This is a genomic window from Streptomyces sp. N50, from assembly GCF_033335955.1.
GTDB lineage: Bacteria > Actinomycetota > Actinomycetes > Streptomycetales > Streptomycetaceae > Streptomyces.
In genome coordinates this window covers 6,967,242-6,990,525 of the sequence record NZ_CP137549.1, presented here as the reverse complement: position 1 = coordinate 6,990,525, position 23,284 = coordinate 6,967,242, and the positions used below count along the sequence as shown (strand labels likewise).

Here is a 23,284-nt window from a genome sequence, read left to right as displayed (position 1 = left end):
GCGGGGCACAAGTACAGCCGCGGCAGGGGCACTTCACCGGCGGCACCAGAAATCCACGCACGCCGAACGCGTCACCGTGCACAGACCGTCGCGACGGCGTTCATCCGACCACCGTCGCCCTCCGAGAGCCTTCCGAGAGTTCCCGGAAGGCTCAGACGCCCGCGCCCAGCACCGAGTTGATCTGCTGCGGGTCGCCGCAGACGATCAGCAGGGTGCCGGCCCGGCCGAGGGCCAGGGGCAGGGCGGTGGTGGCAACGTCGGCCGCGCCTCCGTTGACGGCGACCACGACGACGGGACGGGACGCCGCCCGGCCCGCGACGGCGGCGTCCGCGTAGAAGACGTCGTCGCGCGCGTCGTGCTGCGCCCAGTAGGAGGCTTCGCCGAAGGACAGTTCGTGGGCGGCCCACGGATGCGGTTCGCCGGTGGTGATCACCAGCACGTCACCGGGGGCACGGCCCGACTCCAGAAGCAGGTCCACGGCTTCCTCGGCAGCGTCCAGCGCGCCCTCGGCCGAGGCCGGGATCAGCTGGATCTGCGGGGTCGCCACAGCGGTGCCGGAGGAGGCGGGGACAGCCGGACCCGAGGGTCCGGGCTTGGCCACGGCCACGTCGCGCGGCGTACGTTGCGCCGGTGCCGTGGGCCGCAGGGGGCCGGGGCGACCGGGACGCGACGGCGCCGCGGGGCGGGGGCCGGGTACAGGGCGGGGGGTCGGCGCGACGCGGCCACTGGCCGGAGTGACGCTGGGACCCTGGGCACTCTCGTGAATCTGAGGCTCCTCGGGAATGAGAGGCATGAGCTGATTTTTATCAAACGCTGGTACGGCTTGCGGCAGCGGGTGGCACATGAGTGCGAGCGGAACGGTCAGAAGTCGAAACCGAGCTGGCCCTCGATCTTCGGAACGTTTCCCTCCGCCCAACTGCGGGCCTTCTTGAGGTGCCGCCACTGGGGCAGCGCATCAAGATACGCCCACGACAACCGGTGGTACGGGGTGGGGCCCCGCTCCTCCAGTGCGGCCTTGTGCACGGGTGAGGGATACCCGGCGTTGGCCGCGAAAGCGAAGTCTGCATGGTCGATGCCCAGTTCGGCCATCATTTTGTCGCGCTGAACCTTGGCGATCACCGAGGCGGCCGCGACCGCCACACACGACTGGTCGCCCTTGATCACCGTACGGACCCGCCAGGGATCCCCGAGGTAATCGTGCTTCCCGTCGAGGATGACCGCGTCGGGGCGAACGGGCAAGGCCTCCAGAGCACGCACTGCGGCGAGCCGCAGCGCGGCCGTCATCCCCAGGTCGTCGATCTCTTCGTGGGAGGCGTGCCCCAGGGCGTACGCCGAGACCCACTTGCGGAGTTCCTCGGCGAGTTCGGTGCGTCGTCTGACCGCGATGAGCTTGGAGTCGGTGAGGCCTTCGGGGGGTCGGCGCAGTCCGGTGACCGCCGCGCAGACGGTGACGGGGCCGGCCCACGCACCGCGCCCCACCTCGTCGACGCCGGCAATGACCTTGGCCCCGGTCGTGGCGCGGAGTGAGCGCTCGACGGTATGAGTGGGTGGTTCGTACGGCATGGCGTGCTCAGGGTACGCCGCCCGGCGCCCTCAGCGACACCCGGGTTTCGGCGAGCCCCCCGAAGACCGCTCCGATCCGGCTTCAGGCACCGCCGGGCCGGAGCAACGGAAGCATCAACTGGTCGATCATTTCCTCGATGTCGCGGTCGATCCATTCACTGCCGCACATCTTCGAGCGGTACATCATCATCGCCGGAACGGCGTCCAGGACATAGCCGTTGGAGGCGTCGGGGCGGACCTCGCCGCGCTCTATTCCGCGGTTGATCACCTCTCCGAGCAGCCGGATCGTCGGTTCCACGACCCCTTCGAAGATCACGCCGTGGAAGCGCTCCGCCTGGGCGGTGTCGCATTCGTGAATCACCGAGCGCAGGGCGTATCCAGGGCGTGAGTACATCGCGTCGCGCGCCTGCACGCACAACGCCAGCAGGTCCTCGCGCACGCTCCCGAGGTCGGGCGCCTCGTTCAGTCGCGGCAGCCCTGCCTGCAGCGCGTCCGCGACAAGGTCCTCCTTGGACGACCAGCGCCGGTAGACCGCGGCCTTGCCGGTCTGGGCGCCGGCGGCGACGCCTTCCATCGTGAGGGCGTTCCATCCGACCGTGCCGAGTTGCTCCAACGCGGCGTCCAGGATCGCGCGTTCGAGCACGGCGCCGCGGCGTCGGAGGGAGGCCGTCTGAGCGGGGGCGGCCGTCCAGCCCGAAGTAACCATCTGAGTTTCTCCAGCGAGCAGTGGAATGGGGAATTCCGGGGATCGGGAACGGGGATCGGTGTTGCGTCACGCGGCAGCGACGGGGAGATGCCGCACGAAGGCGAGTTAAGTGAACGCTTGCGTTCACTGTCGGGGACTCACTACCGTTGACGCGACAGTGAACGCGAGCGTTCACTAACACACTTGTGGGGGACCCATAGTGACAACCTCTCAGTTGATTCAGCACCCCAAGCCAGGAGCGGCCCGCCGGGAGGGGCATCCCGGCATCGCGCTCGCGGTCATCGCGGCCTGCCAACTCATGGTGGTACTCGACGCGACGATTGTGAACATCGCGCTCCCGCACATTCAAGCCGCACTCAGTTTCAGCACCACCGACCTCACCTGGGTCGTCAGCGCCTACACGCTCACCTTCGGCGGCCTGCTGCTCCTCGGCGGCCGGGCCGGTGACATCCTCGGCCGGCGGCGGGTGTTCACCACCGGCATCCTGCTCTTCACCTTCGCCTCGCTGCTCGGCGGTCTCGCCCAGGAACCCTGGCAACTGCTGGCCGCCCGCGTCCTGCAGGGCATGGGTGGCGCGATCGCGTCGCCCACCTCGCTGGCACTCATCACCACCACGTTCCCCGAAGGGCCGGAGCGGAACAGGGCCTTCGGAGTCTTCGCCGCGGTCTCGGCGGGCGGTGGCGCGATCGGTCTGCTCGCGGGCGGCATGCTCACCGAGTGGCTCGACTGGCGCTGGGTGTTCTTCGTCAACCTGCCGATCGGCGTACTGATCGCGGTGCTCACGCCGCTGTACATCAACGAGTCCGAACGGCACACCGGCCGCTTCGACATCGCGGGCGCGCTGACCTCGACGGCAGGCATGGCGTCCCTCGTCTACGGCTTCATCCGCGCGGCGGACAAGGGCTGGCGCGACAGCCTGACCATCGGCTCCTTCGCCGCGGCGATCGTCCTGCTGCTGGCCTTCGTGATCACCGAGTCCCGGGCCAAGGAGCCGATCACCCCACTCAGGATGTTCGCCGACCGCAATCGCTCGGGCACCTACGTGATCATGCTGAGCCTGGCCGCCGCGATGTTCGGGATGTTCTTCTACATCGTGCTCTTCGTGCAGAACGTGCTGGGGTACACCCCGATCCAGGCAGGTCTCGCCTTCCTGCCGGTGACGGTCGTGATCGCGGCCGGCGCGGGGCTGTCCCAGCGGTTCCTGCCCGTGCTCGGGCCACGGCCCTTCATGCTCATGGGATCGGCGCTCGCGGTGATCGGGCTGGCCTGGCAGACCCTGATCAGCTCGGACAGTTCGTACGTCGGCGGAGTTCTCGGCCCGATGCTCGTGTTCGGCTTCGGGATGGGCCTGAACTTCGTGACGCTGACGGTGACCGCCGTCTCCGGTGTCGCCCAGCACGAGGCGGGCGCGGCCTCCGCGCTGCTCAACGCCATGCAGCAGGTGGGTGGTTCGCTCGGTCTGTCCATCCTGACCACGGTGTTCGGCTCGGCCAGCAAGGACGAGGCGAAGAAACAGCTGCCGAAGTTCCTGGCGGACGGATCGGCGGAACAGAAGGCGGCGTTCTCCAAGTCGCACCAGCTGCCCGCGCCTTGGGGGCACGAGGTGCTCGCGCACGGCATCGCGACGGCCTTCGTCCCGGCCGCCGCGATGGCCGTACTCGCCCTGGTCACCGCCTGGTTGGTGATCCGCGTCCGCAAGAGTGACCTCGACGCCCTCGCGGGCACGACGGGTGCGGGAGTCGCCTGACCGCCGGCCGGGCCAGGTCGGGGCCCGGCCCACGGACACCAGCGAGAACCTCATGACCACACCCCCCAACTGCCGTGTCCTGCCTGCGCGGACTCATGTGCCGCACGGCGACTGCCACGACAACGGACGGGCGGTCACGGAGAGTTCCCGACGGGCACGGAGAGTTTCTGTCGGATGCGGACGGCGCTGCCCGGGCGGCGAGGTGAGGACGTCAGACGGACGTCGGCACCCAGCCCGGCAGCGCCTCCGTCCGCTCCAGCCACTCGGCGGGCGGCGTGCCCGCCCTCCCTCCTGCGATCACGCCGCCCACGATGGCGCAGGTGGTGTCCACGTCCCCGCCGACCTGGGAGGTGGCCCAGAACGCCCCCTCGTAGTCGCCGAGGCCGCGCGCGGCCGACCAGAGCGCGAAGGGGACCGTGTCGTGGGCGGACGTACGGCGTCCGCAGCCCAGTACGGCAGCGACGGTGCCGGGATCGGCGTAGTCGAGCATGTCCCGGGCGCGCCGCAGGCCCGCGCCGACGGCGCTCTTCGGTACGAGTGCGATGACGCCGTCGAGGAGTGCCTCGGCACTGGGCGGGCCGCCGGGGGCCGCGGCCAGTGCGGCGGCCGCGGCGACGGCCATGGCGCCCACCACGGCCTCACGGTGCTGGTGCGTGGGGTAGGCGGAGATCTCCGCCTGGTGGGTGGCCTGCTCGGGGTCGTCCGCGTACCAGGCACCCAGGGGCGCGATCCGCATCGCCGCGCCGTTGCCCCAGGATCCCTGTCCCTTGAAGAGCGCGGAGGACAGTTCACGCCAGTCGCCGCCCTCGCGGACGAGGCGCAGCAGCCGGTTGACCGCGGGGCCGTAACCGCGGTCGAAGTCGTGGTGCTCAGCGAAGGACCGCGCCAGGGCGTCCTGGTCGACGCGGCGGTGAGCGGCCAGGACGGCGACCACCGAACACGCCATCTCCGTGTCGTCCGTCCACTGCCAGGGAGTCGGGGGCAGTTCGCGGCGTTTCAGCAGCGGGTGGTTCACGGGGACGAAGAACTGTGAGCCCAGCGCGTCGCCGACGGCGAGTCCGCGCAGGCTGGACAGGGCTCGGCCCAGGCGCGCGGCGAGGGAGTCGGGAGAGGCAGGAGAAACAGAAAGGTCGGGGGTGCCGGAAGAGGAGTCAGCGGTCATCGGTCCACCACCCTATCCGGTGATCCCGTACGGCTCCGGGTCCCGCCAGCTGTCGAACGGCCGGTCCAGCGCATACCGTCCGTCGTCTCCCAGAACGAGCATCCGCATCTCGGCGTTCCCCGGATTCGACAGCGACTCGAACTCCGCGACCGTCCAGTGGAACCAGCGCATGCAGAACAGCCGCATCGCCAGGCCGTGCGTCACCAGGAGCACGTTCGGCGGGTGGTCGGGGGCCTCGAAGCTGCGGTACAGGCTCTCCAGGAAGCCGCCCACCCGGTCGTAGACGTCGGCGCCGGACTCGCCCTGGGCGAAGCGGTAGAAGAAGTGCCCGTACGCGTCCCGGTACGCCTTCTGGAGGCGTACGTCGTCGCGGTCCTGCCAGTTCCCCCAGTCCTGCTCCCGCAGCCGGGGCTCCTCCCGTACGCGGACGAGGTCGGGGTCGAGATGAAAGGCGCGGAAGGTCTCGTGCGTACGGCGGTACGGGGAGACATACACGCTGATGCGCTCGCGGCCGAACACCTCCCGCAACCGCTTTCCGGTCTCCTCCGCCTGTAGCCAGCCCTGGTCGGTCAGCGCCAGGGAATGGTCGGGTTCACGCTCGTACACAGTGTCATCAACATTGCCCGTTGACTCGCCGTGCCGGACAAGGACGATGCGCCGTGGTCGTGCCATGCCAAAACCCTAGATCGAGTCACGGCATATCGAGCACTCGTACGGGCTCCATACGGCGTAGGTCACACGAATTGTGCCCGATGGGCCACATAGGGGCGCACGATTCACACAGTGGGACGCCGGTGACGTCAGTTCGGATCTCAAACCGTCCAGGACGGTTCCAGTTGGACGATGTCCCCCGTGAGGGAATCGATGTCCGCCTCGATCTGGGCCCGCAGGGCGAGCCGCTCGACCCGCTCGGCGCGGTACTTGCCGTGCTCGGCGGCCGACTGCCACATCGACAGCACCATGAACTCGTGTCCCGGGGCCTCGCCGAACAGCCCGCGGAGCATGCCGGGGGAACCGGCCATCGCCGGGTTCCAGACCTTCTCCTGCATCAGCGTGAAGTGCTCGGCGCGCTCCTCGTGGACACGGCACAGGGCCACCCGCACCAGGTCGGCGTCGGTGAAGCGCGGCTCGAAGCCGGTCTTCACGTCGAAGCGGTGGTCGAACAGCTTGACCTGCGCGTCCTTGAAGGTGCCGACCTGGGCCGACGCCAGCCGGTCGTGGGACCGGGCCATGAAGGAGTCGTAGAAGGCACGGCTTTCCCAGAACGCGAAAATGTGTGCCACCCCTGGCCGCGCTCTGCTCCAGCCTCCCCCCTGTCCCCGAAATCCCGGCTCCCCCAGAAGCCCCGCCCACTTTCGCTGCCCGCGCTCGAAGCCGCGGCGGTCCACCACGGTGCAGCGAATCCACTTGACCAGCACCGCGCCATCGTAAGGCCACGGAGCGTGGCGCCGGTCACGCTCCGGCTGAGATCGTCGGCGCATGCGCCCCCGCGCGCGTGGCACGATGGACAACGAACGCTGATCGCCCGGCAGTTGGGGCGCGCGATCGAGGCGAACGGGGAAGGGGAACTGTGGTGAACGGCCTCAACAAGGGGATCCGCAAGGCCGAAGTCGGGCTCCAGTGGGATCCGAGTCCCACCGGGCAGCCGCCCGTCGATCTGGACATCGTCGCCACCACGTATGTGGCGGGCGATCTGTACGGCGCTCCCGCGTACGCGGTGCACTTCGACAGCCGCTCGCCCGACGGCACCATCTATCTCAACCGCGACAGCAAGGACGGCAAGGGCTTCGGCTGGGACGAGGTCATGACCCTGGAGCTCGACCGCCTCTCCGAGCGGTACGCGCGCGTGGTGGTCGGTGTCGTCATCCAACAGCGGGTCGCCCACCGCACGTTCGTCAATGTCCTCAACCCGAAACTGCGCATCCGGGAGGGGTACACCGTCCTCACCGAGGACGACTTCGGTGACGTCCTCGGTGCGACGGCGGCGACGGTCGGGGAGTTCGTCCGGGACGAGTCCGGAAGCTGGGACTTCCATCCCGGCATCCGGGGCTTCGAGGACGACCCCGCGACCTTCATCAGGACGATGGGCAGGGCGCAGCAGCCCTGAGCCCGTCGCGGACGGCGCGTCAGCCGGCGGTCCAGCCCGGGACCGTCGGCAGCACCTCCTCGGCGATGCGGAACAGCGCCTCGTCGTCGGGCGGCACGTCGTCCTGACGCCAGATGGATATCTCGAAGGAGTCGCCGCCGTCCTTCCCGCTCGCGGAGACCAGCAGGCTGCGGGCGACGCCCCCTGGGCCCGTACTGGCCTTGCCTCCGCCGAGGTTGAAGCTGATGGCGATGGTCCGGTCCGAGTAGAGAACGGCCGGGTGCCCCAGGATCGACTTCAGCTGTGACGTCGAGTCCACGTAGCGGGCCGCCTCGGCGACGGGAATGTCGTCGTAGGACGCCGACAGCCGCACGGAGTACGTCTTCAGGTCCACGTCGGCCTCAGGGCTAGCGATCTTGGTGCCGCCCGCCAGGGTCATCCAGCCCGCGCTGCCCGAGGCGGTCACCGCGTGCTCGTCCGGAGTCCCCAGCAGCACCGGCAGATCCGTACGGTTCAGCGCCGTGCACAGCGCCGTCGGCGAGGCGTACTTCGCCGGCAGGCTGCCGTCGGCGCTCGCCGAGCAGGTCGCCGGTTTGCTGTCCTGCGCCGACGTCTTCGGCAGGACTCCCCCAAGTCCCCACATACCGCCCACGACACCGCCGACGACCACCACCGCCGCGACTGCCTGGGCCCCCGCACTCCTACGTCTTTCGGGCTCGACGGATTCGTCGACCATGTCCCCCACCCTCCCCTGTGCGCGGCCTATGCGCGCTGAGGGAGATTAACCGCTGATCGTTCCGCTGGGAAACCGGATTCCCCCCGGGGCGGGAAACGCCGAGGGCGGCGAAGCCGGGATACCGACTCCACCGCCCTGACCAGCTAGTTCACTTCATGCGGATGCCCTGGCTCAGCTGCAGCCGCTGGTCGATCCGCATCCCTCGCAGATGTAGCAGGAACCGGCCCGCTGCATCTTCGTACCGCAGGAGAAGCAGAGCGGGGCGTCGGCCTGGATGCCCAGCTGCATCTCCACCAGTTCGGCGCTGGTGTGCGCCTGCTGCGGGGCGGGCTTGACCGTCTCGGCGACGGCCTTCGGCGCGGCCACGGCCTTCAACTCCTGGGCGCGCGGCGCCGACTGGGCCATGCCCTCTACGTCGACCTCGTCGTCCGTCGGCTCGTACGAACCGGTGTCCAGGTGGCGCTGGCGCTCCTCGGCGGAGTGGATGCCGAGTGCGGAGCGCGTCTCGAAGGGCAGGAAGTCGAGCGCCAGGCGACGGAAGATGTAGTCGACGATCGACTGCGCCATCCGCACGTCCGGGTCGTCCGTCATGCCGGCCGGCTCGAAGCGCATGTTCGTGAACTTGGAGACGTACGTCTCCAGGGGCACGCCGTACTGCAGGCCTACGGAGACGGCGATCGAGAAGGCGTCCATCATGCCCGCGAGGGTGGAGCCCTGCTTCGACATCTTCAGGAAGACCTCGCCGAGACCGTCGTCCGGGTAGGAGTTGGCGGTCATGTAGCCCTCGGCGCCGCCGACCGTGAAGGAGGTCGTGATGCCCGGGCGGCCCTTGGGGAGACGCTTGCGGACGGGACGGTACTCGACGACCTTCTCGACCGCGGTGCGGATGGTGTCCTCGGCCTTGGCGGTGACCTCGACCTTCTCCTTCTCCTTGGTCTTCGCGGAGAGGGGCTGGCCGACCTTGCAGTTGTCGCGGTAGATCGCGAGCGCCTTGACGCCCAGCTTCCACGCCTCGAAGTAGACCTCTTCGACGTCCTCGACGGTCGCCGTCTCCGGCAGATTGACCGTCTTGGAGAGCGCGCCGGAGATCCAGGGCTGGATCGCGGCCATCATGCGGACGTGGCCCATCGCGGAGATGGAGCGCTCGCCCATGGCGCAGTCGAACACCTCGTAGTGCTCCTGCTTGAGACCCGGGGCGTCGATCACATTGCCGTTGTCGGCGATGTGGGCGACGATCGCCTCGATCTGCTCCTCCTGGTAGCCCATGCGACGCAGGGCCTGCGGGACGGTGCCGTTGACGATCTGCATCGAGCCGCCGCCGACCAGCTTCTTGAACTTGACCAGGGCGAGGTCGGGCTCAAGTCCGGTGGTGTCGCAGGACATCGCGAGACCGATGGTGCCGGTCGGGGCGATGACGGACGCCTGCGAGTTACGGAAACCGTTCTTCTCGCCGAGGCGCAGCACGTCCTGCCAGGACTCCGTGGCCGCGGCCCAGATGGGCGTGTCCAGGTCGTCCGCGCGCGGGGCCACGGCATTGGCGTCGGCGTGCTGCTTCATGACGCGCAGGTGCGGCTGCTCGTTGCGGGCGTAGCCGTCGTACGGGCCGACGACCGCGGCGAGTTCGGCGGAGCGCTTGTACGACGTGCCGGTCATCAGGGAGGTGATGGCACCCGCGAGGGCACGGCCGCCGTCGGAGTCGTACGCGTGGCCCGTCGCCATCAGCAGGGCGCCGAGGTTGGCGTAGCCGATGCCGAGCTGGCGGAACGCGCGCGTGTTCTCGCCGATCTTCTGCGTCGGGAAGTCCGCGAAGCAGATGGAGATGTCCATCGCGGTGATGACGAGCTCGACGACCTTGGCGAAGCGCTCGACCTCGAAGGACTGGAGGCCCTTGCCGTCGTCCTTCAGGAACTTCATCAGGTTCAGCGAGGCGAGGTTGCAGGACGTGTTGTCCAGGTGCATGTACTCGCTGCACGGGTTCGAGCCATTGATACGGCCGGACTCCGGGCACGTGTGCCACTGGTTGATGGTGTCGTCGTACTGGATGCCCGGGTCGGCGCAGGCCCAGGCGGCCTCGGCCATCTTGCGGAAGAGCTCCTTGGCGTCGACCTCCTCGATGACCTCGCCGGTCATGCGGGACGTCAGGCCGAACTTGTCGCCGTTTTCCACGGCCTTCATGAACGTGTCGTTCACGCGGACCGAGTTGTTGGCGTTCTGGTACTGCACCGACGTGATGTCGTCGCCGCCCAGGTCCATGTCGAAGCCCGCGTCACGCAGGGCGCGGATCTTCTCCTCTTCCTTGACCTTGGTCTGGATGAAGTCCTCGATGTCGGGGTGGTCGACGTCCAGGATGACCATCTTGGCCGCGCGGCGGGTGGCGCCACCGGACTTGATGGTTCCGGCGGAGGCGTCGGCGCCGCGCATGAAGGAGACCGGACCCGAGGCGTTGCCACCGGAGGAGAGCAGCTCCTTGGAGGAGCGGATGCGGGAGAGGTTCAGGCCGGCGCCGGAGCCGCCCTTGAAGATCATGCCCTCTTCCTTGTACCAGTCGAGGATGGACTCCATGGAGTCGTCGACGGCCAGGATGAAGCAGGCCGAGACCTGCTGGGGCTGCGGGGTGCCCACGTTGAACCACACGGGGCTGTTGAAGCTGAAGACCTGGTGCAGGAGGGCGTACGCCAGCTCGTGCTCGAAGATCTCGGCGTCGGCGGGCGAGGCGAAGTACTTGTGGTCCTCACCGGCCTTCCGATACGTCTTCACGATGCGGTCGATGAGCTGCTTGAGGCTCACCTCGCGCTGCGGGGTGCCCACGGCACCGCGGAAGTACTTGCTGGTGACGATGTTGACCGCGTTCACCGCCCATTCGGCGGGGAACTCGACGCCACGCTGCTCGAAATTGACCGAGCCGTCGCGCCAGTTGGTCATGACGACGTCACGACGCTCCCACTCCACCTCGTCGTACGGGTGCACGCCGGGGGTGGTGTGAATACGCTCGATGCGCAGTCCCTTGGTGGCCTTGGTGCCCTTCGCGCGGGAACCTCGTGCCGGACCGCTCGCCGTCTCTGTCATGCCGCCTCCCTCTACAGGCGAAAACGCCTGAAAATGCCACGATGTTCCCGTGGCAGAGTGTTTGTCTGATGCCGCGGACGCCCACCGCTCATGGCCCCGCAACAAGTCCTGGTTCGCCGCCGCCCGACCGGACCCGGGGTCTCCGCCCGGTTCCGGCCCGTCGGTCAGTCGGCGGAGTGGGCGGGCACGGGGACCTGAACAGTCCCTCCGGTCCCGCCGTCGTCTTCCTGGCTCCCCGATGCCGCGTCTTCGTCGTCCGCGGCGGGGCCGGGGGTCACTTCGCGCAGCTCCACGATCGCGGCCTCGAAGTCCTCGAGGGAGTTGAACGCCCTGTAGACGGAGGCGAATCGCAGATAGGCGACGAGGTCGAGTTCCTGCAACGGACCGAGTATGGCCAGCCCGACGTCATGGGTGGTCAGTTCGGCGCTTCCGGTGGCCCGCACCGCCTCCTCGACCCGCTGGCCGAGCTGGGCGAGTGCGTCCTCGGTGACAGGCCGTCCCTGGCATGCCTTGCGCACACCGTTGATGACCTTGGTGCGGCTGAAAGGCTCGGTGACTCCGGACCGCTTGACCACCATGAGCGAGCACGTCTCCACGGTCGTGAAACGACGGGAGCAGTCAGGGCACTGGCGGCGCCGCCGGATCGACGTGCCGTCGTCGGTCGTACGACTGTCGACGACACGGCTGTCGGGGTGCCTGCAGAAGGGGCAGTGCATGGTCTCCAACCCTCCCTCGCAGCAGACTCAATAGCCTCGCGAGACCCCTTGGGCCTCTCGAAGCAGCCCCAAGCATAGGCGATGACCGAGACGCTGGAGACCCGGGGGACCACAACTTCTGGGCTGCTGTCGCAATCCAACCACTAGATGTGGTGATTGGCTCACACAAACACGCCGCACGGGCGTGTCGCACCGTATTGGCATGTGCCATACGACCGTCCCGTCACCCCGAACACGCGGGCGCACAGCCGTACCGCCAGGCCACTTACGGAGATACCGTGAGCGCGGCACGGAGGAGACGTGGGGCTCCCGCACAGAACGGGACCGGCCCCCGACCGCCGGGACACCGGGTGGCAGACTGAGGCGACAACTCACGAGGTCACCACCACGGCGGCGAAGAGTACAACAATGAGCTCTTTTGTCCGCCAGGTGCCGCGTTGGCCATACACCCAGACGCGTGATCGCGACAGGCTATCTGCACTTTTTCACTCGAACGTGTGTTTGGCGCAACCTTTCGAAAGCAACTACCGTTGTCCAGCAGGGAGACCATCGAGAGGGGCCGACGTGACCACCACCGCAGACAGTGCCACCATCACTGCCCAGGATCGCTCCCAGGGCCGACTCGAGCCGGTGCATGCAATGAACGAAACCGCGAATCCCGAGGGACACAAGCGCTCCCTGCCGGGCCGACCTCCCGGTATCCGGGCGGACAGCTCGGGGCTCACGGACCGGCAGCGCCGGGTGATCGAGGTCATCAGGGACTCGGTGCAGCGACGGGGCTACCCGCCGTCGATGCGCGAGATCGGCCAGGCCGTGGGCCTGTCCAGCACATCCTCGGTCGCACACCAGCTGATGGCACTGGAGCGCAAGGGCTTCCTGCGCCGCGACCCGCACCGCCCGCGCGCCTACGAGGTCCGCGGCAGCGACCAGTCCTCGTCGGTGCAGCCCACGGACACCGCGGGCAAGCCCGCCGCGTCGTACGTCCCCCTGGTGGGCCGGATCGCCGCCGGTGGCCCGATCCTCGCCGAGGAGTCGGTCGAGGACGTCTTCCCCCTCCCCCGCCAACTGGTCGGTGACGGAGAGCTGTTCGTCCTCAAGGTCGTCGGTGACTCGATGATCGAGGCCGCGATCTGTGACGGCGACTGGGTCACCGTGCGCCGCCAGCCGGTCGCCGAGAACGGTGACATCGTGGCCGCCATGCTCGAAGGAGAGGCCACCGTCAAGCGCTTCAAGCGCGAGGACGGCCACGTCTGGCTCCTCCCGCACAACTCGGCCTACGAGCCGATCCCCGGCGACGACGCGACGATCCTCGGCAAGGTGGTGGCAGTGCTGCGGCGCGTGTGACTGCTGCGGCGGGCGGGCCTCATCGGCCCGGCCCCCTGACCGGACCCCGGGACCCCTGCGCCGGTTCCGGGGTCCTGTGCTGTCCGGATCCGGGCATACGCGGGTTGGTCCAGCGGCGCCGGACCAACCCCCTCCCGGATCACTCCGATTCGGCCGCCTCCTGCGTCGGTTCCGCTTCCTCCTGCTTCGCCTTCGCGTCGATCGCGGCCAGCGACCTCCGGGCCTGGTTGCGGTCCGTGGTGTACCAGAAGTCGGGCAGTGACGCCTTGAGATAGCTGCCGTAGCGGGCGGTCGCCAGCCGCTGGTCGAGGACGGCGACCACGCCCCGGTCCCCCGACGCGCGGACGAGACGGCCGGCTCCCTGGGCCATGAGAAGCGCCGCGTGCGTGGCGGCCACCGCCATGAAGCCGTTGCCCCCCGCGTCCTCAACTGCCTTCTGGCGGGCGCTCATCAGCGGGTCGTCCGGGCGCGGGAACGGGATCTTGTCCATGACGACGAGCTGGCAGCTGGCTCCGGGGACGTCGACGCCCTGCCAGAGCGACAGCGTGCCGAAGAGACAGGTCTTGGGGTCGGCCGCGAAGTTCTTGATCAGCTCGCCGAGCGTCTCCTCGCCCTGGAGCAGGATCGGGTACTCGGGGATGCGGGAGCGCAGCTCCTCGGCGGCGAGCTGGGCGCCCCGCATCGAGGAGAAGAGGCCCAGGGTGCGACCGCCGGCCGCCTGGATCAACTCCGTCAACTCGTCCAGCATGTCGGCCCGGTCGCCGTCCCGCGCGGGACGCGCGAGGTGCTTGGCGACGTACAGAATGCCCTGCTTCGGGTAGTCGAAGGGCGAGCCCACGTCGACGCCCTTCCAGTGCGGCAGGTCGTCGCCTGCGGTGCCTTCGGGGGCGAGGCCCAGGGAGGCGCCCACGCCGTTGAAGTCGCCGCCGAGCTTCAGCGTCGCGGAGGTCAGGGTCACCGAGCGGTCCGTGAAGAGCTTCTCCCTGAGCAGGCCCGACACGGACATGGGGGCGACGCGCAGGGAGGCACCGAAGCGGTCGTGGCGTTCGTACCAGACGACGTCCCACTCGGAGCCGTTGGTGATCCGCTCCGCCACGTCGTGGACGCTCTCCACGGAGGCCAGCGCCTGCTTGCGGACCGCGTCCTCGTCCTGCACGGACTTGTCGCGGGTGGCGCCGATCGCGGAGATCACCGTACGGCAGGCGTCGCGGAGCGCCATGAGGGCGTAACCGAGGTCCTCCGGGATCTCCTCCAGGCGTCCCGGCAGGGCGAGCTCCATCAGCCGCTCGAAGCCCTCGGCGGCGGTCTGGAGCTGGTCGGCGGCCTTCTCGTTGGCCAGCTTCGCGGCACGGCGCACCGCGCGGTTGACCTGTCCCGGGGTGAGCTCGCCGGTGGCGACTCCCGTGACCCGGGAGACCAGTTCATGCGCCTCGTCGACGATCAGCACCTCGTGCGGCGGGAGGACGGGGGCACCCTCGATGGCGTCGATCGCGAGCAGTGCGTGGTTCGTGACGACGACGTCGGCGAGCTTGGCGCGCTCGCGGGCCGCCTCCGCGAAACACTCCGCCCCGTAGGCGCACTTCTGGGCGCCCAGGCACTCCCGGGAGGACACCGAGATCTGCGCCCACGCGCGGTCGGAGACTCCGGGTGTGAGGTCGTCCCGGTCGCCGGTCTCGGTCTCGTCCGTCCAGTCGCGCAGCCGCAGCAGGTCCTGGCCCAGCTTGCTGGTGGGGGCGGCCGCCTCGAACTGGTCGAAGAGGCCCTCCTCCTCGTCCTGCGGCATGCCCTCGTGGAGCCGGTGCAGACACAGGTAGTTCGACCTGCCCTTGAGCATCGCGTACTGGGGGCGGCGGCGCAGCAGGGGATGCAGGGCGTCGACCGTGCGCGGCAGGTCGCGCTCCACCAGCTGGCGCTGGAGCGCGAGCGTGGCGGTCGCTACGACCACACGCTCCCCGTGCGCGAGCGCGGGCACGAGGTAGCCGAGCGACTTTCCGGTGCCGGTGCCGGCCTGGACCAGCAGATGGGAACCGTCGTCGATCGCCTCCGCGACGGCTTCGGCCATGGTCACCTGGCCGGGGCGCTCCGAACCGCCGACGGCAGTGACGGCAGCATGCAGGAGTTCGGGGAGTGAGGGCTTCGTCATAGCGCGACCAGCCTACGGGGCGGGACTGACAGCGGGGCGATCACGGCTGAGGGAGGGGGTGGGCAGGACCGGTGGGCTTTCGGAGAGGGACGGGATTTGTCGGAGGGAGACGGGTTTTGTGCGGGTGGGGAGCGGATGGAGATCAGGGCGGGGCGGACAGGGACCGAGGTGGAGCGGACGGAGATCGGAGTGGATCAGACGCGGATCGGTTTGGTTGAGGTGGAACCGGATCTTGGTTGAGGTGGAACCGGATCGGTCCGAGCGGTGTACCAAAAGAGATGGCGCAATCACATGGCGCTAAAGCACATCGCGCACGGAACGGTCCCGGACCATGAGGACGGCCCGCTTGGCGGGCAGGTCGACCTCGGCGGCGAACCGGAAACCGGCGCTCAGGAAAGCGGCTACGGAGGGGGTGTTGCGAAGGTCCGGTTCGGCGACGACGCGAGCGCAGGCGGGGCGCTTGTCGAGTACGAGGTCGGCTACGGCCCGGATGAGAGTGCTGCCCACCCCTCGGCCTCGGTCCGCAACGTCACCGATGAGGAGGTGAATGCCGGTGTCGTGCGGACGGGCGGGGTAGTGGCGGGCCAGGGGGTCGAGGTCCGCCCGGTAGATCTCCCAGTAGCTCATCGGGGTGCCGTCCAGCACCCCGAGACAGGGGACGCTGCGTCCGTCGCCGGTGAGTTGGGCGCGCAGGTGGTCCTCGGTAAGGGTCCGGGGTCCGTCCAGTTCCCAGAATTCCGCGACCGCGGGGTCGTTCATCCAGCCGCTGATCAGGGGGAGGTCGCGCTCGCATCGGACCGGGACGAGGTGGAAGGCGCCTGCGGGAGTACTGATCCGCCCCCAGTCGCCGACGCGGTCGAGAAGATCGTCGCGGTCGGCCGCGTCCGCCTCGACGCGGAGCGCGATGAACTCCTCCGGGAGACGGAGGTCGAGGGTCTCCTCGGCGTCCGTGCCGGAACTCTGGCTGATGCCGGTGCCCGGAGTGGGACCGGGGACTCTCGCGGTGCCGGCGCTCACATCGGTGGGAGGCATGGTGGCACTCCTCTCAGGAGACGGGGTGGGTCATGTTCCCCAGGAGCGAAGGGAGTTGGTGGAGGTCAGGAATGAAGGGGGTTGGCGATGGTGACGTAGACCGACTGCGTGTCGACCGGGCCGATGAGTTCGTCGAGGCCGTGCAGCCGGGTCAGCAGGTTGGCCTTGCAGCGCAGGACGGGTGAGTCGAGCAGGCGGGCGGGCAAGGAGGTGCGCAGTCGGGCGGGACCGGCGGCCACGTCACCGAGGAAGCGGCGGAAGGCGGAGAGCAACAGCCGCTCGTCGGCGAGACGTTGCGAACCGAAAGCTCCGATGAGACCGAGGACGTTGTTGATCGCGAGGTAGTACGCGAAGCGTTCGTCGGTGACCTCGTCGGAGACGAAGGTGTCGCTGTGCTCGCCGATGCCGGGCAGCCGGGCGTCGAGTTCCGCGCGCCGGGACGCGCGGAAGTAGTAGCCCTGGTTGTCGCGGTACCGGCCGCCCACGGGCCAGCCTTCACCGTCCAGCAGGAGCAGGGTGTTCTGCTGATGCGCCTCCAGGGCGATCCCCGCCTCGCTGTCCAGCCACAACACGGGACGGACGACCTGCTCCAGGTACCGCAGGAACCACTCGGCCGCGACTGCTCCACGTGACCGGCCGGTTCGCGCGGCGAGACCCGTGACGACCTCGGCCAGACGGGACCGCAACAGCGGTGTGCCGGACGCGGTGTGGCTGGTGTGGCTGGTGTGGCTGGTGTGCGAGCTTGCCGCCGGTCCGCCGGCGGTGGCGCTCCGCCCGGCGTACGGCCGGAGCGCGACGAGCCCGGCGACGCAGGACACGTCGTCGGACGCGCTGAACGGGTTGTGCCGGATCACCACGTCGATTCCGGCCAAGGGCACCCGGGCAGTTCGCTCGCCATGGCCGAAGCGGTCGGCGCCGCTCTCCCCCGAGTCGGCGCCGCACTCGTCCAACGCGTCGACGGCCAGCCAGGCCGGGTCACGGACGATGTCAAAGCCTGGGTGGACCGCATGCCACTGCTGGGAGAGACCGGTGCGCAGCAGGCGGTGCACCTCGACGCCTCGGTGGAGTTCCTTGCGGAGGTTCTCACGGCGGGAGTTGGTGATGCGGAGGCCCAGGGACAGCTTGAGCATGGCGGGGGCGCCGGATTGGTGAACGGTCCGCACGGAGGAGGTGGGCTGCCACGGGGCGCCATGGGTGCCGAGGTCCTGGATCAGGCCGGCGTCGAGCAAGGCCGCGATATCGGCGCGGTGTTGGATCTCGCGCCACTGCCATGGGTGGAGGGGGAGAGCGGCATGCCCCTCGGGCAACGGCAGATCGGAGCCCGCGAGTTGGGCAGTGAGATGAGCGGCGGAGACAGGCCGGCCCCGTTCGGTCCAGGCCGAGTCGGTGGCCAGTACGGAAGGAGCGACAGCCAGCCAGTGCAGCGGGAAGGAGCCACGCAACTCCGGTGAGTACAGGCGGGCTTCGGTCTCCGAGAGGCCCTCGCGGCTCTTCGGGGTCGGGTGCAACGGGTGGCCGAGCAGGAGTGCCTGTTCGGCGGAGAGGAAGCGATCGGGGCCGTCGGCCGGGTGTGCGCGGCGGTCGGTGACGAAGGTGACGGTACGACGGACGGAGTCGGCTACACGGGCCACCAGGTCGGTCCCGGTTTCGGGTGCCGTTGCGAGTGCTGTTGCACCCGTTACGAAGTCACCGTCGCGCACCGCCGTCTCCCTGGCGAGCAATGCCGCGACCGTCACAGCGTCAACGGGTGGCGCCCCATGAGGAGCGTCGGCCAGGTACGGAAGGCCGAAGCGGTGCCAGCCCGTCGGGGACCAGTAGTGGACCTGGGCGTGGAGGGCCGTGCCGCTGGTGGGGAGGGGGATGTGGAGGGTGCCGTTGGTGGGGGCGGGGAGGTTCGTTTCGCGTACCCAGCAGCGCAGGAGGTTCTCGACGGCTGCGGCCTGGGCGGCGGTGTGGGGGTCGGGGTGCTCCAGGAGGTCGGCCGTTGCGCCGCGCGGCTGACCTGCTTCCGGGCTCCGGGGCTGCTGCCGGGGAACGGACTCGGCCGATGCCGACGCAAGGGTCTGCGGGTGCCGAGGGCTCGCCTCGTGGGAGTGGCCGTCAGAGGTGGGCGTGGAGTTCAAGACTGTTCCTCGGGAGGTGTTTCGGAGTGGGAATCACATGGGGTCAAGTCCCGGTTTTCTGGCGCGCGTTGATCACGAGTGCTCTGCAACTGGTGCTGCAGATCAGCCGAGTTGATGTCCAATGGCGCTACGGTCTCCGGGTCAGTCACCTCGGTGTACCGGCGGCGACCGGTCGGCGTACCGGCGCGGGCCGGTCGATGCACCGATGCGCTTCCGCAGGGCGCTCTCGTACCGCCCGCCCACCGACCTACGTCCCAAGGCCGCCCTCCCGCCCCACCGCAGACACACCGCCAAGCCGGCCCGCACAAGCGCAGGGCACCGCGCGTCGACAGCAGGCTCCCTCGCTACCAACCCCGCACCGCCCGCGGAGTTACGGGTTGCTCCAAGATCCTTGCCGTGACGGAACCGTTGCCGTCCCGTGGGAAGTCCCCCACAGCGAGCGCATAGTGTGTGGTGCCGTTCCGGCTGAGACGACAGCCGGCAGCGCAACATCCGTTCACCCAGGGGGAGTCAAGACCATGCGATCGATACGGCCGTCCTTCACCGCCCGGCGTGGGAGGGGCGTCCGTCGCGGAACACCCCCGCGCTGGCCGCGGTTGCCCTCGCCTCGGCGCTCGCGCTCACCGCGACCGCGTGCGGTTCCAGTGACACGAAGGCCGACGCCAAGTCCACCGCGTCCGCCACGAGCAGTGACACCGGTGACGGCAAGATCAAGATCCCGGACGACATCAGGGACAAGCTCAAAGAGCACGGGATCGACATCGACAAGTGGAAGGGCGGCGCCTGGAAGAACTGGAACAGGGACGACTGGCTGCGCGAGGCCGACGACTACATCAACCCGATCATCAAGGGGCTGTGGAGTTCCGGCCGGATGCGCGACGCCAACGACCCGGACACGGGCGTCGACACCAACGACATCTCCGGCGACCAGGGCGTGACCGACCCGACGCCCGCGGTGGTGAACGCGAAGGCCGTGTCGCCCACGTACCACGCCAACGCGGCGACGGCAGGCAAGGTGTTCTTCGACTCCCCCGAGGGCACGATGGTCTGCTCGGCGACGGTCGTGGAGGACCCGGCGCACCCGGGCAAGTCCAACTTGGTCTGGACGGCGGGCCATTGCGTGCACGCCGGCAAGAAGGGCGGCTGGTACCGCAACATCGCGTTCGTGCCGTCGTACAACAACGCCGGTATGAAGGCAGCGCAGTTGGAGACCGCGAGCCGGGACCAGGTCGCTCCGTACGGTGTCTGGTGGGGTGACTGGGCGCAGACCTCGCAGCAGTGGATCGACCAGGGGGGCGAGACCGGCGGACAGGGTTCGTCGTACGACTACGCCGTGATCCATGTGACGCCCGAGAAGGGCAACGGGGGCAAGTCCCTTGAGGAGACGGTCGGTTCGGCGCTGCCCGTGAACTTCAACGCACCCGCCGTGCCGAAGGTGGCCGACATCACGGCGACCGGCTACCCCGAGGCGAAGCCGTACGACGGTTCGACGCTGTACCAGTGCACGGACAAGCCGGGGCGGCTGTCGATCAACGCCTCGGACCCGACGATGTTCCGCATCGGCTGCAGCATGACCGGCGGTTCGTCCGGTGGCGGCTGGGTCGAGACGGGCTCCGACGGCAAGCCGACGCTGGTGTCCAACACCTCGATCGGGCCGGTGACTTCGGGCTGGCTGGCGGGTCCGCGGCTGGGTGATGTGGCCAAGGGTGTGTACGACTCGGTCAGCAAGAAGTTCGCCGGCCAGTAGGCGCGGCGGCGGGCACAGTCGGGGGACAGACGTCGGCGGGGCGTCTCACAGGAACCTCACCGCCTCACCGGCGTTCGTCCCCAACTCCCCGGGCATAGTGGGGTGTCGCGGAACGGCCAGCGGTACACGGTCAGTTGTGCGTGATCAGTAGTAATCGGCAGTAGCAAGGTCAGCAGTTTCCACGGGGGTTGTCGCACCATGAGTTCCACACGTACGCCCGCATCGTCCTGGCGCGGGCGGCGCACCGGCCTGGCCGCCACCGGGCTCGTCGCGGCCCTGGCGCTGACCGCGACCGCCTGCAACGGCGACGGCTCCGCGAGCGACAAGCCCGCCGCCACCGCCACTCAGGCCTCCGGCCAGGACAAGGTCCGGATTCCGTCGTCCGTCGCCGACAAACTCAGGGCGCACGGCGTCGATGTCGAGAAGTGGGCGGACGGCGGGTGGAAGAACTGGGACAAGGACAAGTGGCTCAGTGAGGCCAAGGACTTCGTCAATCCGGTGATCAAGGGGCTGTGGAAACCCGAGCGGATGAAGTCCGCCGACGAGGCCAACAAGACGGTCACGACGAAGGACGCCGCCGCCGACCAGGGCGTCAGCGACCCGGAGCCGACGCCCGTCGAAGCCACCGCCGAGAAGACGCCGTACCACCAGAACGCGGCCCCGGTCGGGAAGGTCTTCTTCGACTCCCCGAGGGTTCGATGGTCTGCTCCGGCACGGTCGTCAAGGACGTCAACCACCCCGGCAGGTCCAACCTCGTGTGGACGGCGGGCCATTGCGTCCACGCGGGCAAGGACGGCGGCTGGTACCGCAACATCGAGTTCGTGCCCTCGTACAACGATCTCGGCGAGTCCGCCTCCCGGTTGAGCAACGCCTCGGCGTCTGAGATCGCTCCCTACGGCCAGTGGTGGGCGGACTGGGCCTCGACCTCGAACCAGTGGATCCAGGGCGGCTCGGAGACGGGCGGCGCGGGTGCCGCGTACGACTACGCGATCCTCCATGTGAAGCCGCAGTCCGGTTCCAAGTCCCTCGAGGAGACGGTCGGCGCCGCGCTCGACGTCGACTTCTCGGCGCCCTCCGCGACCGGGGCCGGCTCGATGGGCGCCTGGGGCTACCCGGCCGCGCCGCCGTACAGCGGCCTGAAGATGTTCAAGTGCCTCGACCGGCCCGGCCGGTTGTCGCTCGACACGGCCCTGCCGACGATGTACCGCATCGGCTGCACGATGACCGGCGGTTCGTCCGGCGGCGGCTGGTTCCGCGTAGTGGACGGCAGGACGGAGCTGGTCTCCAACACCTCCATCGGCCCGTCCGACAACACCTGGCTCGCGGGCCCCCAACTCGGCGCCACCGCCGAGTCGCTCTACCAGAACATGAGCAGGACGTACGGCGGCCGCTGACCCGCACGCGTGCACGCCGAAGGCCCGCCCCCGGGAAGAGAGTTGGGGGCGGGCCTTCGGACCTGCGGCGACCTTGCAGTGCTACGACCGTCAGGCCAGCGGTGCCGGGACGTACGGCGCGAGTTCCGCCGCCAGTTCCTCGTGCACCCGGACCTTGAGCTGGGTGCCCTCCGGGGTGTGCTCCTCGGAGATCACCTCGCCCTCGGAGTGGGCGCGGGCGACCAGCTTGCCGTGGGTGTACGGCACGAGCGCCTCGATCTCGACCGAGGGGCGCGGCAGTTCGCTGTCGATGAGCGCGAGCAGCTCGGCGATGCCCTGGCCGGTGCGGGCCGAGACGGCGATGGAGCGCTTCTCGTTCCGCATCAGCCGCTGGAGCGTCAACGGGTCCGCCGCGTCCGCCTTGTTGATGATCACGATCTCGGGCACCTTCGTGGCGCCGACATCCCGGATCACCTCGCGTACGGCGGCCAGCTGCTCCTCCGGGACCGGGTGCGAACCGTCCACCACGTGCAGGATCAGGTCGGCGTCGCCGACCTCCTCCATCGTGGAGCGGAAGGCCTCGACCAGGTGGTGCGGCAGGTGCCGGACGAACCCGACGGTGTCGACCAGCGTGTACAGCCGTCCGCCCGGGGTCTCGGCCCGGCGCACGGTCGGGTCGAGGGTCGCGAACAGCGCGTTCTCGACCAGCACGCCCGCGCCCGTGAGGCGGTTGAGCAGGGAGGACTTTCCGGCGTTGGTGTAGCCGGCGATCGCGACCGAGGGCACCTTGTGGCGACGGCGCTCCTGGCGCTTGATGTCGCGGCCCGTCTTCATGTCCGCGATCTCCCGGCGCATCTTCGCCATCTTCTCGCGGATACGACGCCGGTCCGTCTCGATCTTGGTCTCACCGGGACCACGGGTGGCGAGGCCGCCGCCCGAGCCGCCGCCCATCTGACGGGACAGCGACTGACCCCAGCCGCGCAGCCTCGGCAGCATGTACTGCATCTGCGCGAGCGCGACCTGCGCCTTGCCCTCCCGGGACTTGGCGTGCTGGGCGAAGATGTCGAGGATCAGGGCCGTACGGTCGATGACCTTGACCTTGACGACGTCTTCGAGGTGGATCAGCTGGCCCGGGCTGAGCTCACCGTCGCAGATGACGGTGTCGGCGCCGGTCTCCAGGACGATGTCCCGCAGTTCGTTGGCCTTGCCCGAACCGATGTAGGTGGCCGCGTCCGGCTTGTCGCGGCGCTGGACGACACCGTCGAGCACCAGCGCGCCCGCGGTCTCCGCGAGGGCGGCCAGCTCGGCGAGCGAGTTGTCCGCGTCCTGCACCGTGCCCGTGGTCCAGACGCCGACGAGGACGACGCGCTCCAGGCGGAGCTGTCGGTACTCGACCTCGGTGACGTCCTCGAGCTCGGTGGAGAGGCCGGCGACACGGCGCAGGGCCGCGCGCTCGGAGCGGTCGAACTGGTCGCCGTCCCGCTCTCCGTCGATCTCGTGGCTCCAGGCGACGTCCTCTTCCATCAGGGCATCGGCCCGAAGACCTTCGGGGTAGGCGTGCGCGAAGCGCTCAGTGTCCTGGGAAGGGGAAGAAGAGGAGGTCATTGGGTCCTTACGTCGATGGGAGTCCTGCGAAGGTCATAACGTGCGAGCGCCTCCGGAGATTCCCGGGGGCTGCCGGGTGTGTCCCCGGTGACCCGCGCCGCCGACCTGAAGATGGTCGCACGGCGCGGATCGCCA

At 69.2% G+C, this 23,284-nt stretch carries 18 protein-coding genes and 1 pseudogene; 5 read left to right on the top strand and 14 right to left on the bottom strand.

Annotated elements, in window-relative coordinates; all coding sequences use genetic code 11:
- Nucleotides 1-151: 151 nt before the first annotated feature.
- The 3 genes from R2B38_RS31560 to R2B38_RS31550 form a co-directional block, all read right to left on the bottom strand.
- The gene (locus R2B38_RS31560; protein ID WP_318019245.1) at nt 152-793 is read right to left on the bottom strand and encodes a hypothetical protein; all 642 of its coding nucleotides are present in this window, start codon (nt 791-793) and stop codon (nt 152-154) included.
- Between the two features lie 68 nt (nt 794-861).
- Complete coding sequence (locus R2B38_RS31555) at nt 862-1,563, bottom strand: ribonuclease HII (RefSeq protein WP_033286212.1); 702 nt, start codon at nt 1,561-1,563, stop codon at nt 862-864.
- An 82-nt stretch (nt 1,564-1,645) separates the two neighbouring features.
- Nucleotides 1,646-2,269: a TetR/AcrR family transcriptional regulator gene (locus R2B38_RS31550; protein ID WP_318019244.1), complete on the bottom strand. Its 624-nt coding sequence runs from the start codon at nt 2,267-2,269 to the stop codon at nt 1,646-1,648.
- Nucleotides 2,270-2,468: 199 nt separating this feature from the next.
- Between R2B38_RS31550 and R2B38_RS31545 the strand changes: the two genes are divergently transcribed.
- Entirely contained in the window at nt 2,469-4,016 is a 1,548-nt protein-coding gene (locus tag R2B38_RS31545) for an MFS transporter (protein ID WP_318019243.1), read from the top strand.
- A gap of 211 nt (nt 4,017-4,227) precedes the next feature.
- Here the strand turns inward: R2B38_RS31545 and R2B38_RS31540 are convergent, their stop codons facing one another.
- The 3 genes from R2B38_RS31540 to R2B38_RS31530 form a co-directional block, all read right to left on the bottom strand.
- Nucleotides 4,228-5,178: an ADP-ribosylglycohydrolase family protein gene (locus R2B38_RS31540; protein WP_318019242.1), complete on the bottom strand. Its 951-nt coding sequence runs from the start codon at nt 5,176-5,178 to the stop codon at nt 4,228-4,230.
- A gap of 12 nt (nt 5,179-5,190) precedes the next feature.
- Nucleotides 5,191-5,850, bottom strand: a complete 660-nt coding sequence (locus R2B38_RS31535; RefSeq protein ID WP_033286209.1) for a histidine phosphatase family protein — start codon at nt 5,848-5,850, stop codon at nt 5,191-5,193.
- Nucleotides 5,851-5,990: 140 nt separating this feature from the next.
- A complete protein-coding gene (locus R2B38_RS31530; RefSeq protein ID WP_318019241.1) occupies nt 5,991-6,596 on the bottom strand; it encodes a YdbC family protein in 606 nt (201 codons plus the stop codon).
- Between the two features lie 155 nt (nt 6,597-6,751).
- On the opposite strand from R2B38_RS31530, the gene R2B38_RS31525 reads away from it, so the two are divergent.
- Nucleotides 6,752-7,285, top strand: coding sequence for a TerD family protein (locus R2B38_RS31525; protein ID WP_318019240.1), 534 nt, complete (start codon nt 6,752-6,754; stop codon nt 7,283-7,285).
- A 19-nt stretch (nt 7,286-7,304) separates the two neighbouring features.
- On the opposite strand, the gene R2B38_RS31520 is transcribed toward R2B38_RS31525, so the two are convergent.
- The 3 genes from R2B38_RS31520 to nrdR form a co-directional block, all read right to left on the bottom strand.
- Nucleotides 7,305-8,000, bottom strand: a complete 696-nt coding sequence (locus tag R2B38_RS31520) for a DUF6215 domain-containing protein (protein WP_318019239.1) — start codon at nt 7,998-8,000, stop codon at nt 7,305-7,307.
- Nucleotides 8,001-8,171: 171 nt separating this feature from the next.
- On the bottom strand, nt 8,172-11,066 hold the full coding sequence (locus tag R2B38_RS31515) for a vitamin B12-dependent ribonucleotide reductase (protein ID WP_318019238.1): 2,895 nt from the start codon (nt 11,064-11,066) through the stop codon (nt 8,172-8,174).
- A gap of 164 nt (nt 11,067-11,230) precedes the next feature.
- Nucleotides 11,231-11,782, bottom strand: a complete 552-nt coding sequence (gene nrdR / locus R2B38_RS31510) for a transcriptional regulator NrdR (protein ID WP_033286205.1) — start codon at nt 11,780-11,782, stop codon at nt 11,231-11,233.
- A 564-nt stretch (nt 11,783-12,346) separates the two neighbouring features.
- Here nrdR and lexA point away from each other — a divergent pair.
- Nucleotides 12,347-13,126: a transcriptional repressor LexA gene (lexA, locus tag R2B38_RS31505; protein WP_318019237.1), complete on the top strand. Its 780-nt coding sequence runs from the start codon at nt 12,347-12,349 to the stop codon at nt 13,124-13,126.
- A 139-nt stretch (nt 13,127-13,265) separates the two neighbouring features.
- On the opposite strand, the gene R2B38_RS31500 is transcribed toward lexA, so the two are convergent.
- The 4 genes from R2B38_RS31500 to R2B38_RS31485 all read right to left on the bottom strand — a co-directional run bounded on the left by R2B38_RS31500 (nt 13,266) and on the right by R2B38_RS31485 (nt 19,132).
- Complete coding sequence (locus tag R2B38_RS31500) at nt 13,266-15,269, bottom strand: ATP-dependent DNA helicase (protein WP_318019236.1); 2,004 nt, start codon at nt 15,267-15,269, stop codon at nt 13,266-13,268.
- 297 nt (nt 15,270-15,566) lie between these two features.
- Nucleotides 15,567-16,301 (bottom strand): GNAT family N-acetyltransferase, encoded by a 735-nt coding sequence (locus R2B38_RS31495; protein ID WP_318019235.1) that lies wholly within the window; start codon nt 16,299-16,301, stop codon nt 15,567-15,569.
- Between the two features lie 65 nt (nt 16,302-16,366).
- The gene (locus R2B38_RS31490; RefSeq protein ID WP_318019234.1) at nt 16,367-18,424 is read right to left on the bottom strand and encodes an IucA/IucC family protein; all 2,058 of its coding nucleotides are present in this window, start codon (nt 18,422-18,424) and stop codon (nt 16,367-16,369) included.
- Nucleotides 18,425-18,964: 540 nt separating this feature from the next.
- Nucleotides 18,965-19,132 (bottom strand): hypothetical protein, encoded by a 168-nt coding sequence (locus R2B38_RS31485; RefSeq protein ID WP_318019233.1) that lies wholly within the window; start codon nt 19,130-19,132, stop codon nt 18,965-18,967.
- Nucleotides 19,133-19,295: 163 nt separating this feature from the next.
- Here R2B38_RS31485 and R2B38_RS31480 point away from each other — a divergent pair, with 163 nt between their 5' ends.
- Nucleotides 19,296-20,171: a hypothetical protein gene (locus tag R2B38_RS31480; protein WP_318019232.1), complete on the top strand. Its 876-nt coding sequence runs from the start codon at nt 19,296-19,298 to the stop codon at nt 20,169-20,171.
- Between the two features lie 198 nt (nt 20,172-20,369).
- Nucleotides 20,370-21,565, top strand: a pseudogene (locus tag R2B38_RS31475) (trypsin-like serine peptidase).
- Nucleotides 21,566-21,655: 90 nt separating this feature from the next.
- Here the strand turns inward: R2B38_RS31475 and hflX are convergent.
- Nucleotides 21,656-23,149, bottom strand: coding sequence for a GTPase HflX (hflX, locus tag R2B38_RS31470; protein WP_318019231.1), 1,494 nt, complete (start codon nt 23,147-23,149; stop codon nt 21,656-21,658).
- Nucleotides 23,150-23,284: the final 135 nt, after the last annotated feature.

Coding starts and splice junctions, on each gene's coding strand:
- R2B38_RS31560 (WP_318019245.1), bottom strand. CDS start 793: ATGCCTCTCATTCCCGAGGAGCCTCAGATTCACGAGAGTGCCCAGGGT.
- nrdR (WP_033286205.1), bottom strand. CDS start 11,782: ATGCACTGCCCCTTCTGCAGGCACCCCGACAGCCGTGTCGTCGACAGT.
- R2B38_RS31520 (WP_318019239.1), bottom strand. CDS start 8,000: ATGGTCGACGAATCCGTCGAGCCCGAAAGACGTAGGAGTGCGGGGGCC.
- R2B38_RS31515 (WP_318019238.1), bottom strand. CDS start 11,066: ATGACAGAGACGGCGAGCGGTCCGGCACGAGGTTCCCGCGCGAAGGGC.
- R2B38_RS31555 (WP_033286212.1), bottom strand. CDS start 1,563: ATGCCGTACGAACCACCCACTCATACCGTCGAGCGCTCACTCCGCGCC.
- hflX (WP_318019231.1), bottom strand. CDS start 23,149: ATGACCTCCTCTTCTTCCCCTTCCCAGGACACTGAGCGCTTCGCGCAC.
- R2B38_RS31550 (WP_318019244.1), bottom strand. CDS start 2,269: ATGGTTACTTCGGGCTGGACGGCCGCCCCCGCTCAGACGGCCTCCCTC.
- R2B38_RS31500 (WP_318019236.1), bottom strand. CDS start 15,269: ATGACGAAGCCCTCACTCCCCGAACTCCTGCATGCTGCCGTCACTGCC.
- R2B38_RS31540 (WP_318019242.1), bottom strand. CDS start 5,178: ATGACCGCTGACTCCTCTTCCGGCACCCCCGACCTTTCTGTTTCTCCT.
- R2B38_RS31495 (WP_318019235.1), bottom strand. CDS start 16,301: ATGCCTCCCACCGATGTGAGCGCCGGCACCGCGAGAGTCCCCGGTCCC.
- R2B38_RS31535 (WP_033286209.1), bottom strand. CDS start 5,850: ATGGCACGACCACGGCGCATCGTCCTTGTCCGGCACGGCGAGTCAACG.
- R2B38_RS31480 (WP_318019232.1), top strand. CDS start 19,296: ATGCGCGACGCCAACGACCCGGACACGGGCGTCGACACCAACGACATC.